The organism is Baekduia sp. Peel2402, assembly GCF_052567285.1.
Genome location: NZ_CP199582.1, coordinates 4,991,234 through 5,003,943, shown reverse-complemented (window position 1 = coordinate 5,003,943; position 12,710 = coordinate 4,991,234). Strand labels below are relative to the sequence as shown.

Sequence of the window (12,710 nt, the reverse complement as noted above, 5' to 3'; positions counted from 1 at the left end):
ACCTCTAGCTCGAGGCCTTCTTCGCGAACCAGGTGTCCTCGAGGTGGTCGGACCCCAGCGCGTCGATCGCGGTCCCGCAGGTCGTCGCGCTGTGGGCGTTGACGAACGGCAGGTTCATGACGTTGATGACCGGCGTGACGTCCATCAGCGCCTGCTGGATCTGCGGCCACTTCGTGGCGCGCGCATCCTCGTCGGTGGTCTGGGCGAAGTCCGTGACCATGTCCTGGATCTTCTTGTCCTTCCAGCCCGTGAAGAACCCCTTCAGGCCGTTGTCCCAGTCCGCCAGGAAGTCGGAGTACTCGTCCGGCACCACGACGTCGGAGGTAAACGAGGCGAACGGGAACGTCATGTCGTACTTCATCGACGACCAGTTCGACGTGCCCGTGGCGCCGTCGACCTCCTTGAGCGTCACCTTGATGCCGATGGCGCCGAGGTTCTGCTGGATCAGCAGCCCGAGCTGCTTGTAGTAGTCGTAGCCGGTCGGGTACTGCAACGTGGTGGAGAACCCGTCCGGGTAGGCGGACTTCGCCATCGCGGCCTTGGCCGCGGCGACGTCGTAGGCGTACGGCTTGACCTGCGAGGCCGGCGCGTCGTAGCGCAGCGACATCAGCACGCTGTTGGGGATCTTCCCGAGCCCGCGGAAGATCGACTTGTTCATCAGGTTGCGGTCCAGGGCCATCTGCATGGCCTTGCGGACGTTGACGTCGGCGAGCTGCTTGCGATCGTGGTTGAGCCAGAGGCCGAGGAAGAGCGGCACGTTCGCCGACTGGACGGCCACTGACTTGTCGCTCTGCAGAGAGGTGATCTGCGAGAACGGCACGCCGTCCATGATCTGCGCCGTGCCGCCCTTCAACGCCACGATGCGGCTGTTGGCCTCGCCCGCGAAGTTGAAGCGAACCGTGTTCAGGTACGGCTTGCCGCTCTCCCAGTAGTTGGGGTTCTTCGCGAAGGTGATGTGCGAGCCGCGGACGAACTCCTTGACCGTGAACGGTCCGGTGCCGACCGGGTTCTTGTAGAACGCGCTGCCCTGCTCCTGGACGAGCTTCTTGGGCAGGATCGCCGCGGGGAAGATCGAGATGTTGTAGAGGAACGCAGCGACCGGCTGCTTGAGCTTGATCTCGACGGTGGAGTCGTCGACGATCTTCGACGAGCCGTAGCCGATGGCGACCGAGCTCATGACCGAGTTGGTCTTCGGATCGCCGAAGCGGTCCAGGCTCCACTTGACGTCCTGCGCCGTGACCGGGTCGCCGTTTGAGAACTTGACGCCGGAGCGCAGGTGGAACGTGTAGGTCTTGCCGTCGTCGGAGATCTCCCACTTCTCGGCCAGGCCCGGCAGGACGTCGGTGCCGCCCTTCGGATCGGGGCGGGTGAGCCCGCCGTAGATCAGGTTGTCGGCGAAGATGTCGCCGTTGCCGTTGCGCGCGTCGAGCGGGTTGAGCGACTGTGTCTCCGCCTGGCGGGCGTAGACGAGGTCACCACCCGCGACGGGCGTGCCCTGGCAGTCGGCAGCCGTCGATGCTCCCGAGGCATCAGCCAGCGTCGCCGTCTTCGTGCCGCCGTCGCCGCCCCCGCAGGCGCTCAGCAGCATCGCCGTCATGACCCCTGCGGTCGTGACCACACCGGTTCTACGCATTCGTCGTCCTCTTGCTCTTGGTGGTGGTGTTGATGGGGCGGAGTCGTTCGAACTCCTGTTGGACCAGCTCGACCTGGCGCTCGCGCGTCAGGCGCTGGGGGTCCAGCAGCGTGTGGAGGGAGAAGCCGTCGATCAGCGCGAGCAGACGCTCGGCCACGTTCTCGGGCGTCTCGTCCGTGGAGATCTCGCCGGCCTGCTGGCCCTCGCGGACGAGATCGCTCAAGGTGTCGACGAGCTGCGGGCCGCGGCGCTCCGGGCGTGGGGCGACGTCGCCCTCCCGGATCACGCGGCTCCAGTAGTTCATGAGGAACTTGGTTTCAAGCTCGCGCTGATCGTCCAGCGGGAGGTTCTCGAGCACGAGCGCGTGGAGCGCCTCGATGCCGCTGAGGCCTTCGAGGAGCGCGTCGCCGCGGGCGGCGATCCGCTCGTACATCAGGCGCAACGCCGCCAGCAGGATCTCGTCCTTGTCGGCGAAGTAGTGCTGCAGGACGCCCGTGGACCAGTTGGTCTCGGCGGCGATCACGCGCACGGTGACCTTCTCGATGCCGTCGCGGGCGATCACGGTCCAGACGGCCTCGAGGATCTCCTCGCGCCGGGCCTCGTGGTCGACGTCCTTGGGCACTAGGCCGTGGTCTCCATGGCGGTGGCCGCCGCGTCGAGGAACGCCAGCGCCTCGTCGACGTCGCGTGCGCCGGCATCCGAACCCAACGCCCGGACGTTCAGCGCACCGGTCGCGCAGCCCAGACGGGCGGCGTCGTCGACCGGCCAGCCGGCGCAGCGGGCGACGATGACGCCCGCGCAGAACGCGTCGCCGCAGCCGGTGGTGTCGACGACCTGCTCGACCGCGAAGCCGGGGATCGCGCGCACGCCGTCGGCGTCGGCGATGACCGCGCCCTCGGGACCGCACTTGACGATGACGGTCGCGGCGCCGAGGTCGCGCAGGTCGCGGGCGGCGACGATCGGATCGGTCGCGCCGGTGATCGCCAGCGCCTCGCCGTCGTTGGGCATGAAGTAGTCGACATGCGGCAGGACCGATGCCAGCAGCGCGGCGGGGTCGTCGCCGCGAACGCCGAGGCAGTCGGCGGTGGTGATCGCGCCGGCGGCGCGGGCCTTGGCCAGCAACTCGCCCGCGGGCGCGCCGTCGATCCCGGGCAGCGCGGTCAAGCCGCCGAGGTGAACGGCGTCAGCGCCGGTCAGGACCGTGTCCGGGACGTCGGCCGCGGTGAACAGCATGTTCGCGCCGGGGACGTGCCAGGCGGGGCGGCTGCCGTCGGGGTGGATCGGCAGGATCGTCGCGCTGGTCTGCACGGCATCGCGGCGGACGATGTTGGTGGTGTCAATCCCGTCCTGCTGGAGCGCCAGCAGGAGGAAGTCGCCGGCCAGGTCGGTGCCGATCGAGGCCACCGCGGTCACCTGCGCGCCGAGGCGGGCGAGGTCGACGGCGGTCCCGCCCGCGGTGCCGGCGGCGGTCAGGCGGATCTCGTCGAGGAGACGGGTGTTCTGACCGACCGGCAGCTCGGAGACCGGGCGGCCGAGCACGTCGACGATGTAGGTGCCGATGGCGGCGACCTTCGGCGTGGAGGCGCGCAGCGCGGCGTGCAGGTCGGAGGTCGCGGCGATCATGCGGCGATCTTGTAGTCGATGGCCTTGATCTGCTCGACCACGGCCGCGAGGTCGTCGGCATCGAGCAGGCGCGGCTCGCGGCCGGAGGCGATCGCGTGGTAGTAGACCGACGCGACCCATTCCAAGGTGATGGCCTTGGCCACGGCCTGGCGCGGGTCGCGGCCGGTGACCACCGCGCCGTGGTTGGACATCAACGCGGCGGTGCGGTCTTGGAGGGCTGCACCGACGGCGTCGGCCAGTGCCGGCGTGCCGAACGTCTCGTAGGGCGCGACGCGCACGGCGCCGCCGAACGCGGCGATGGCGTAGTGGATCGGCGGCAGCTCGTCGACGAGCGTGCCGACCACCGTCGCGTAGTGTGCGTGGGTGTGGACGACGGCGTCCTCGCCCTCCCCGGCCGCCGCGTAGACGGCGCGGTGAAGCGCGGACTCCGACGAGGCGCGTGAATCGCGGTCGTGGTCGGGTGAGGTGCTGCCGTCGGCCAGGGAGACGTCGACGAGGTCGAGCGGGTCGATCTTGCCGAGGTCGGCGCCGCGCGGCGTGATCAGCATGCGGTCGCCGCGGCGCAGGCTCAGGTTCCCGGCGGCGCCGGGGACCATGCCGCTCTCGTCGATCGTCCGGGCGGCGTCGGCCAGGGCGGCGCGGTCGCTGTCGGTGAACGCGGTCACAACGAGCGCTTGAGGTCGGCGAAGGCGATGTCGGTGCGCTCCAGGGCGGCGTCGATCGTCGCCGCGTCGTGCGCGGTGGACAGGAACCAGTTGTGGACCGGGTGCAGGTAGACGCCGTGATGGGCGCAGAAGCCCGACCAGGCGAGGCCCTTGGCGAAGTCGGGCGCGTCGTCGGTGAAGAGCAGCAGCGGCATCGCCGGCGGTCCGCTGACCGAGACCTCGAAGCCGTGCGCGGCGGCCTGCTCGCGGAGGCCGTCCTGGAGGCGCGTGCCCTGCGTCTCCATGGTCTTGATGCCGTCGGTCTGCTTGAGGATCTCGATGGACTTGATCGCGGCGGCCATCGGCGCGCCGGCCAGCCAGAACGAGCCGGTGGCGACGATCTTGCCGGCGGCCTCGCGGAAGGGCTCGGCGCCGTGCAGGACGGCGAGCGCGTAGCCGTTGGCCAAGGACTTGCTCCAGGCGGAGAGGTCCGGGCGGACGCCGTGCTGCTCCCACGAGCCGCGCAGGTCGATGCGCAGACCGCAGCGGACGTCATCGAGGATCAGCGCGGCGCCGATGCGGTCGCAGATCTCGCGGACGCCCTGGGCGAACTCCTTCTCGGCCGGGACCTGGTCGGTGTAGACGTCGTGGCGGTGGGGCGTGCAGACGATCGCGGCGATCGTGCCCTCGCCGGTCTGCGCGACGGCGGCCTCGACCGAGTCGAGGTCGTTGTAGTCGAACCACACCGTGTTGAGGTGGTCTTCGACGGTCGTGCCGGGCGCCTCGGAAGGCAATGCCCATGCGTCGATGCCGTGGTAGGAGTTGCGCGCCATCAGGACCTTGGAGCGACCGGAGGCGGCACGGGCGGTGGTGAGCGCCAGGCCGGTGGCGTCGGTCCCGTTCTTGGCGAACATGACCCAGTCGGCGTGCGGGACCTGGTCGACCAGCAACTCGGCCAGCTCCACCATCTCGGGGCCGGGGCCGTTGAGGACGTCGCCTCGCGCCGCGGTCTCGTTGTGCGCCGCGTCGACCTCGGGATGCGCGTGGCCGAGCAGGATCGGACCGAACGTGCACATCAAGTCGATGAACTCGCGACCGTCGACGTCCCACACCTTCGCGCCCTCGCCGCGAGCGAAGAACTGCGGGTAGTCGTCGGTGAAGCGTGCGGTGCTCAAGTGCCCGTACATCCCGTTCGGGATGACCTTCAGGGCGCGCTCACGGTACGAGTCATCATGCGCCCGGGCAGGGCGAAGCGAAGCAGTAGTCAAGGATGCTCTCCATCTCCCCCGGGCTCGGTGCAAGCCGCGGTGTTAAGCGTCTTATTACAGACGTGCGAAATAGAGTCAAGCCAGAAACGAGATCCTTAGCGGGATTTGGACGCAGCGGCGACTCGCGTTCGACCGTATGGAGAAAGGCCCGATGGGCTTCGAACTGACCGTTTGTTAAGACAGGTCGTCGAAGCGCGCTAGATCCGCCAACCACGCGGCGGCGGTGCTGTCGCTCGGCGCGCGCCAGTCGCCGCGGGGCGACAGAGAGCCACCCGCGACGACCTTGGGGCCGTTGGGCAGCGCGGAGCGCTTGAACTGCGCGAAGCCGAAGAAGCGCCGGCAGAAGACCTCAAGCCAGCGGTGGATCTCGGTCAGGTCGTAGGCGCCGCGCTTGGCGACGGGGAAGTTCGGCGGCCACGTGCCGTGCTCGGCGTCGCGCCAGGCATGCCAGGCCAGGAAGGCGATCTTCGACGGCCGGAAGCCGTAGCGCAGCACGTGAAAGAGCGTGAAGTCCTGTAGGGCGTAGGGCCCCACCTTGGACTCGGTGGACTGCAGCTCCTCGCCGGGGACCAGCTCGGGGCTGATCTCGGTGTCGAGGATCTTGGTGAGGGTCTCCCCCGCGGCCGCGCCGAGCTGCTCGTGGCCCATCACCCAGCGGATCAGGTGCTGGATCAGCGTCTTCGGGACGCCGCCGTTGACGTTGTAGTGCGACATCTGGTCGCCGACGCCGTAGGTCGCCCAGCCGAGCGCCAGCTCGGAGAGGTCGCCGGTGCCCAACACGATGCCATTGCGCTGGTTGGCCGCGCGGAATAGGTAGTCGGTGCGCAGGCCGGCTTGGACGTTCTCGAAGGTGACGTCGTAGACCGGCTCGCCGTTGGAGTACGGGTGACCCAGCTCCTTGAGCATCAGCTCGGCGGTCGGGCGGATGTCGAGCTCCTCCCAGGTGACGCCCAAGGCCTCCATCAACGCGATGGCGTTGGCCTTGGTCTCCTCGCTGGTGGCAAAACCGGGCAGCGTGAAGGCGAGGATGTCGGTGCGCGGGCGCTGCGCGCGGTCCATCGCGCGGGCGGCGACGATCAGCGCGTGCGTGGAGTCCAGCCCGCCGGAGACGCCGATGACGACCTTCGGGTTGCCGATCGCGGTCAGGCGCTGGTGCAGGCCCGCGACCTGGATGTTGTAGGCCTCGTAGCAGTCCTGCTCCAGGCGGGCCGGGTCGGACGGGACGAACGGGTAGCGCTCCAGCGTGCGACGCAGGCCGAGGTCGGTGTCGCGCGGGGGGTCGAGCTCGAAGGCGATGGTGCGAAACGCCTCGCCGCCGCCGACCAGCGCGCGGCGGTTGTCGTCGAAGGTCCCCATCCGCTGGCGCTCCTGACGCAGCAGGTCGAGGTCGACGTCGGCGATCGACTGGCGCGGGCCGTCCGGGAAGCGTTCGGTCTCGGCCAGCAGGACGCCGTTCTCATAGATCATGGTCTGCCCGTCCCACGAGAGGTCGGTCGACGACTCGCCTTCGCCGGCCGCGGCGTAGAGGTAGGCGGCCAGGCAGCGCGACGACGCGGACTGCACGAGCAGGCGGCGGTCGTCCGCGCGCCCGACGGTGATCGGGCTGCCGGAGAGGTTCAGCAGGACCGTCGCGCCCGCCAGCGCGGCCTCGGCGCTGGGCGGGATCGGGACCCACATGTCCTCGCAGATCTCGGCGTGGATGGTGAGGCCGGGGACGTCGGTGGCCTCGAACAGCAGGTCGGGGCCGAAGGGGACGTCGCTGCCGTTGACGCGAATCGTGCCGCGCTCGTCCTCGCCGGCCGCGAGCTGGCGGCGCTCGTAGAACTCGCGGTAGGTCGGCAGGTAGGACTTCGGCGCGACGCCGAGGATCGCGCCGCGGTGGATGACGACCGCGGTGTTGTAGATCCGGTGGCGGTGGCGCAGCGGAGCGCCGACCACGAGCACGGGCTGAAGGTCTTGTGATGCGGTGACGATGGCGTCGATCGCCTGCTCGACGCCGTCCAGGACGGCGTCCTGGAGCAACAGGTCCTCGATCGAGTACCCCGACAACCCGAGCTCGGGGAAGAGCGCGAGCGACACGCCTTCTTCAGCGACCGCTTTGGCCTGCATGAGGATGGCCTCGGCGTTGCGCGGCGGATCGGCGATCGCCACAGGCGTCGTGCACGCCGCGACGCGGAGAAAGCCGTGCTCATGGAGGTTGCGGAAGCTCATCCATGAGGGAGCGTACCCGTACAAGAATGCGCGCACGGGCGCGGGGTTGCGCGGGCGCGGGTGGCGCGGGCGCTGGTGGCACTTCGCTCATCGAAGGGCGTGGGGCTGTTGGGGCGTGGCGACCGCTACCGGGTGATCGTCGCCGTGGGCGCTGCCGGCGGCGGGGATGAACAGCGCATCAAGACATCAGACTTGGCCTCCAGGGTTGGTCCCTCGGCCGCCTGGGTTCGAGGGACCAGGGGTTTCGGAGATCCGGGTCGCTGCAACCGGAATATGTCCGGCTCAAGCGACCCGCACCTCGAAACCGGGATCCGGGTCGTTTTATGGTCGATATACGACGCTAAATCGACCCGGACCCCCAAACGCACGACCTTCGGGCCCGAACCCTCAAACCCCAAGGCCGACGGACGCCCCATGAGGCCCAGATTCATGTCTTGATGCCAAAGCCAGCCCGGCCGGCACCACCCAAAGCGACCATCACTCCCAGGCGGTGGCCACGCCACAAGGCTCTCACCCTTTTGATGAGCGAAGCACCACCAACGCCCCGCACCACGCGCGTGCGGTCAGCAACAGCGAACGTCCGCGCTACGCGCGTGCGGTCAGCAGCAGCGAGCGTCCGCGCCCCGCCAGCAGGTGCGCCCGAACCAGCGGCACATGCGGGATCGGCGGCACGTAGGCGCCCGCGCGCAAGGCGATCGCCCGCGCCGCCGCGCCGGCGCCCGCCACCGCCGCGTCGAGCTGCTTGATCGGCGACGCGGTGGCGTCGCCGATGGCGAAGACGCCGTCCTGCCCGACGACCGCGCCGTCGCGCTCTGTGGGCACGAAGCCGTCCGCGGTCGACGGGAGACCGGGGAGGTTCGGGCCGTCCAGGACGGGAAGCGCGACGACACGGTCGTCGGGCAGGTCGGCAGAGCCGTCGGCGCGCGTGGCGACGACGGTCGAGCCGGTGAACGTCACGCCGGCGTCCTCCAGCAACTCGGCGACGGCGGCGCTGCCGTCCGGGTCGAAGCTCGCCAGCGGCGCGGGTTCGGGCGTGATCAGCCGGACGGGCACGTCGCGGCCGCGCAGCTCGCCGGCGACCTGGATCGCGAGCTCGTACAGCGGCACCGGCCAGGTGGTGCCGGGCGGGACGACGAACGCCAGCGCATGGGTCCAGCCGTCGGCGACCTCGGCGGTCAGACGGCCGATCGCGACCGTGCCGGCGCTGCCGAAGAACGTCAGCGCGCGTGCGTACGCGGGGCGAGGACGGGCGCCGACCGCCACGACGAGCGCGTCGTAGGCGATGCGGCGCCCGTCGGCCAGCCGCACCCGGCCGCCCTCGCTGTGACCCTCGTCCCCTGCGCCGTGCACGTCGTGCTCGACCGCCGCTACGCGCCCGGACCGGACCAGGGCCCCGGTGCGCGTCGCGGTCTGGCGGATCGTCGAGCGGTGGTGGTCCTGGCGCGCCCGGAACGGCTCGGGTCCGTTCCCGAGCGCGCCCGCTCGCGCGATCGCCTCGTGCGGCCTCGGTGCCACCAGCGTCATCCTGACGCGCGCGCCCGCATGCTCGCAAAGCGCGAGCGCGCTCTCGGCGGCGGCCGGTCCACCGCCGGCCACGACGACGTGCAACGGACGATGGGCCACGACACCAGCGTGCCTGACGGCGTCAGGCCCGTCTGCCGTGCACCGCCGCGCGGTTGGGCGCGGTCACACCGCCTTCTGGTGCGGAACTACCGCAATCGGTCTGCGATCCTGACGGGCGATGGCCCCGATCGCGATCGTGCTCGCGGACGACCACGAGATGGTCCGCACCGGCTTGCGCCACGTCCTCGACGCGCACGAGGACCTCACCGTCGTGGCCGAGGCCGGGACGGTCGCCGACGCGGTCGCGACCGCCACCGCTCACCGTCCGGACGTGCTCGTCCTCGACCTCGCGATGCCCGACCGCTCGCCCGGCGCGACGCTCGACGCGCTGCCGGACGTCGCCCGCCGTGTCGCGCCCGCCCGGATCGTGATCCTCACGATGCAGGACGACCCGGAGTTCGCGCGCCGCGCGCTGCGCTCCGGCGCGATCGGTTACGTGCTCAAGGAGGCCGCGCCGACCGAACTGGTCGAGGCCGTGCGCCGCGCGGCCGCCGGCAAGCCGTACCTCTCGCCCGGGCTCGGCGCGCAGCTCGCGGCCGACGACGCGGCGCCCGCCGAGGACGAGAACGCCCCGCCTGACGGCCTCACCGAGCGCGAGGCCGAGATCCTGCGGCTGATCGCGCTCGGCCACACCAACGCCGAGGTCGGCAAGCTCCTGCACCTCTCGGTCCGCACGATCGAGGCGCGTCGCGCGCACGTGCAGCAGAAGACCGGCCGCACCGGCCGGCCAGAGCTCGTCCGCTACGCCCTTGAGCGCGGTCTGTTGGACGACGTCGCCGCGAGCGGCTGAGGGAACGCGGCGCGCAGCACCGTGCCCTCGGGCGACGGCGTGATCGAGAGCGTCCCGCCCGCCAGGCCCACGCGCTCGCGCATTCCCGCCACGCCGAAGCCACCCGACGGCGCCCCCAGGTCGAAGCCGGCGCCGTCGTCAGCGATCGTCAGCAGCAGCTCGCCCGGCGACGCGGCCAGCGCGACCGCGACCCGGGTGGCGCGCGCGTGCTTGGCGACGTTCGTCAGCGCCTCCTGCGCCACGCGGTAGACCGCGGTCTCAAGCTCGCCCGGCAGCCGCGCCTCCTCGTCGAGGCCGTCGACGTCCACGCTCGCGTCCAGCCCCGCGCCGCCCGCCACCCGCCGCACGAGCGCGCGCAGCGCCGGGCCGAGGCCGAGCTCATCCAGCGCCGCCGGGCGCAGCTCGGCGATGATCGACCGCAGGTTCGCGATCTCGTCGGCCAGGCGCTCGACCGCCACCGACGTGGCGCGGCGCAGGTGCACGTCGTCCCCGCCCTCGGCGGAGGCCAACAGCACCAACAACCCGCCGAGCGACTGGAGCGTCTCGTCGTGCAGCTCGCGCGCCCAGCGCCCGCGCTCGGCCTCGGCCGCCTCGATCGCCGTCCGCAGCCGCGACTTCTCCACCGTCTCGGCCGTGACAACCGCGATTGCCGCGCTGGTCGCAAACGACCGCAGTAGCGCCTCGTCGCGGGAGCCGAACGGGTCGCCGGGCGCGTCGCGGCGGTCGAAGGCGACCAGGACGCCGACCGTCCGCAGGCGGTAGCTCAAGGGCACCAACAACGCGGTGCGCGCGCCGGACGCGCCGAGCGGCGCCGGGTCCAGCCGCCCGTCGGCGGCGATGTCGTCCACGCGCAGCGCGCGGCCCGACGCCATCACCTCGCCCCAGCGCGTGCCGTCGCGCTCCACGACGTCTGCGGTCTCGCCGACGTCCCCCGCGTGGGCGGCGACGGTCAGGTCGCCGCCGAGCTCAAGCAGCACCGCGACCTCGCGGGCGTCGACCAGCGCCCGCGCGCGCTTGACCACCAACTCGAGGATCGGCTCGCGGTCGACCTCAGCGCCGAGCGCGATCGCGATCTCGGTGGTCGCGCTCAGCCGCGCGACCGCCCGCTCCAGCTCGTCGCGACGGCGCTCCAGCCCCTCGTAGAGGCGCGCGTTCTCGATCGCGATCGCGGCCCAGCGCGCCAGCACGACCGCCGTCCACTCGTCCTCCTCGGTGAACGGCTCGGGCTTGTTGGCCAGGTACAGGTTCCCCCACGTCGCGTCGCCGATCGTGATCGGGACGCCGAGGAACGTGGTGATCGGCGGGTGCTCGGCGGGAACGCCGTAGGCCAGCGGATGGCCGCGGACGTCATCCAGACGCAAAGGCCGCGGGTCGGAGATCAGCAGCCCGAGGATCCCGCGCCCGCGCGGCGGGTCGCCGATCAGCGCGCGGCGCTCGTCGTCGATCCCGCACTCCACGAAGCGCTCCAGTCCGTCACGCGCAGCGTTGAGCACCCCGAGCGCCGCAAACGGCGCGCCGGTCAGCTCGCGTGCGGTCTGGAGCAGGTGCTCGAGGACGTCGTCGAGGTCGAGCTCAGAGACCAACTCGCGCGCAACGACCGCGAGGCGGTCGAGCCGGCCGGCGTCGGGCATCGGTGGGACTGTACGGACGCCGGGCCGCCGCCGTCAACGGCAGGTGGCCGCGCCGAGGCGGTCGTACAGCAGCGGGCCGAGGCCGTGCTCGTCCAAGCGGTGCTCGTGCACGTCGGCCGACCACGGGCCGGGTGCGATCTCCGTGATCCCGGAGTTCAGGGCGAGCACGTCGGCGATCGTCGAGGCCTGCGAGCAGGCGACGTCGACGTGCTTGACCGGGCACGTCGTCGCGTCGCCCGCGGCGAAGACGTCCTCCATGCCGAGGACCGCGCCGTGGTCGTCGATCGGGATGAAGCCGTCGGGCGTGGCCGGGACGCCGCGCAGGTCAGGGCCCCTGAGCACCGGCAGCGTGACGATCCGGTCGTCGCCCAGTAGCGTGCGGACCGCGCCGATCCGCGGCCGGCCGTCGATGGCCTCGAAGACCGGCGCCGACGACACGACCGCGACGCCCGCCTCGGCGAGCAGCCCGGCCATCGTCGCCCGTGCGAGCCCGTCGAAGCGGCTGAGCGGCGCGGGCTCGGGCGTGAAGAGACGCAGCTGCGCCCCCGGCGCGCGGCCACGCGCCTCCATCCCGGTGAGCACGGCCAGCTCGTAGAGCTCCAACGCGCGCGTCACACCCGGGGGAACCACGAACGACAGCGGCCGCGTGACGTCGCCACGACGCAGCTCGGTCAGCACGCGCTCGGTCGCAGCCGGCCCGGGCTCGCCGTAGAGCGTCAGCGTCGCGGACTCGAAGACCGGCTGTGCCTGCGCGCCCGGCGCGAGGACGAGCACGTCGTAGGGCAGGACGCCGCCGTCGGCCAGGATCACGCGGTGGCGGTCGCCGTCGACGGCGACCACGCGGCCCGAACGCAACCGAGCGCCGAGTGCCGCGACGACCGCCGGCAGCTCCTGCGCGCGGCGGCGGACCGCCGAGAACGGCTCGGCCGCAGGCAACGGCAGCGCGCGGTCCCGTGCTGGCGGGACGACGTAGGTCAGCGCGACGCCGGCTCCATGCTGCTCGCGCAGCACGAAGCCCAGCTCGGTGGCGGCCGGGCCACCGCCGACGACCACGACGTTTGGGGGTCGGAGGGATCGCATGCTCTCAGCCTGGAGCTGGAACACCCGATCGTCTGCGGTGGAGCGCCGCAGGTCGCAATGCGGTGGTGCCGCATGTCAGGACGCGGCGGTGGGCGGCAGTCTGGTGGTTCGGGTGGTCCGGCAGGGAACACGACGCGGCATGCGATACGCCCCGTTCGGTGACGTCAGTTGCCAGCTAGGCGGTGCAACACCAGTTCAGGTCCGCAG

Annotated in this window: 10 protein-coding genes; 1 reads left to right on the top strand and 9 read right to left on the bottom strand. The window is 71.4% G+C overall.

Annotation, left to right across the window (positions count from 1 at the left end; genetic code table 11):
• Nucleotides 1–4 precede the first annotated feature (4 nt).
• The 7 genes from ACT01A_RS24440 to ACT01A_RS24410 all read right to left on the bottom strand — a co-directional run bounded on the left by ACT01A_RS24440 (nt 5) and on the right by ACT01A_RS24410 (nt 9,002).
• Entirely contained in the window at nt 5–1,633 is a 1,629-nt protein-coding gene (locus ACT01A_RS24440; RefSeq protein ID WP_445149718.1) for an ABC transporter substrate-binding protein, read from the bottom strand.
• Nucleotides 1,626–2,255, bottom strand: coding sequence for a TetR/AcrR family transcriptional regulator (locus tag ACT01A_RS24435; RefSeq protein WP_445149717.1), 630 nt, complete (start codon nt 2,253–2,255; stop codon nt 1,626–1,628). Before ACT01A_RS24435 ends, ACT01A_RS24440 begins: the two co-directional genes overlap by 8 nt.
• The gene (locus ACT01A_RS24430; protein WP_445149716.1) at nt 2,255–3,256 is read right to left on the bottom strand and encodes a carbohydrate kinase family protein; all 1,002 of its coding nucleotides are present in this window, start codon (nt 3,254–3,256) and stop codon (nt 2,255–2,257) included. Before ACT01A_RS24430 ends, ACT01A_RS24435 begins: the two co-directional genes overlap by 1 nt.
• Nucleotides 3,253–3,921: a class II aldolase/adducin family protein gene (locus tag ACT01A_RS24425; protein WP_445149715.1), complete on the bottom strand. Its 669-nt coding sequence runs from the start codon at nt 3,919–3,921 to the stop codon at nt 3,253–3,255. Before ACT01A_RS24425 ends, ACT01A_RS24430 begins: the two co-directional genes overlap by 4 nt.
• A complete protein-coding gene (locus ACT01A_RS24420) occupies nt 3,918–5,075 on the bottom strand; it encodes an aminotransferase class III-fold pyridoxal phosphate-dependent enzyme (RefSeq protein WP_445149714.1) in 1,158 nt (385 codons plus the stop codon). Before ACT01A_RS24420 ends, ACT01A_RS24425 begins: the two co-directional genes overlap by 4 nt.
• Nucleotides 5,076–5,342: 267 nt before the next feature.
• Nucleotides 5,343–7,379: an NAD(+) synthase gene (locus ACT01A_RS24415; protein WP_445149713.1), complete on the bottom strand. Its 2,037-nt coding sequence runs from the start codon at nt 7,377–7,379 to the stop codon at nt 5,343–5,345.
• Nucleotides 7,380–7,964: 585 nt separating this feature from the next.
• Nucleotides 7,965–9,002, bottom strand: a complete 1,038-nt coding sequence (locus tag ACT01A_RS24410) for an FAD-dependent oxidoreductase (protein ID WP_445149712.1) — start codon at nt 9,000–9,002, stop codon at nt 7,965–7,967.
• Nucleotides 9,003–9,120: 118 nt separating this feature from the next.
• Between ACT01A_RS24410 and ACT01A_RS24405 the strand changes: the two genes are divergently transcribed.
• Nucleotides 9,121–9,792, top strand: coding sequence for a response regulator (locus tag ACT01A_RS24405; RefSeq protein ID WP_445149711.1), 672 nt, complete (start codon nt 9,121–9,123; stop codon nt 9,790–9,792).
• Here ACT01A_RS24405 and ACT01A_RS24400 read toward each other — a convergent pair.
• Together ACT01A_RS24400 and ACT01A_RS24395 are read right to left on the bottom strand one after the other, a co-directional pair.
• The gene (locus tag ACT01A_RS24400; RefSeq protein ID WP_445149710.1) at nt 9,744–11,423 is read right to left on the bottom strand and encodes a GAF domain-containing sensor histidine kinase; all 1,680 of its coding nucleotides are present in this window, start codon (nt 11,421–11,423) and stop codon (nt 9,744–9,746) included. The two genes, ACT01A_RS24405 and ACT01A_RS24400, sit on opposite strands and share 49 nt — an antisense overlap.
• A gap of 33 nt (nt 11,424–11,456) precedes the next feature.
• Nucleotides 11,457–12,503, bottom strand: a complete 1,047-nt coding sequence (locus tag ACT01A_RS24395; RefSeq protein WP_445149709.1) for an FAD-dependent oxidoreductase — start codon at nt 12,501–12,503, stop codon at nt 11,457–11,459.
• Nucleotides 12,504–12,710: the final 207 nt, after the last annotated feature.

What these genes read in the sequence shown, in the direction of transcription:
- ACT01A_RS24440 (WP_445149718.1), bottom strand. Translation starts at nt 1,633, where the DNA reads ATGCGTAGAACCGGTGTGGTCACGACCGCAGGGGTCATGACGGCGATG.
- ACT01A_RS24430 (WP_445149716.1), bottom strand. Translation starts at nt 3,256, where the DNA reads ATGATCGCCGCGACCTCCGACCTGCACGCCGCGCTGCGCGCCTCCACG.
- ACT01A_RS24415 (WP_445149713.1), bottom strand. Translation starts at nt 7,379, where the DNA reads ATGAGCTTCCGCAACCTCCATGAGCACGGCTTTCTCCGCGTCGCGGCG.
- ACT01A_RS24405 (WP_445149711.1), top strand. Translation starts at nt 9,121, where the DNA reads ATGGCCCCGATCGCGATCGTGCTCGCGGACGACCACGAGATGGTCCGC.
- ACT01A_RS24400 (WP_445149710.1), bottom strand. Translation starts at nt 11,423, where the DNA reads ATGCCCGACGCCGGCCGGCTCGACCGCCTCGCGGTCGTTGCGCGCGAG.
- ACT01A_RS24395 (WP_445149709.1), bottom strand. Translation starts at nt 12,503, where the DNA reads ATGCGATCCCTCCGACCCCCAAACGTCGTGGTCGTCGGCGGTGGCCCG.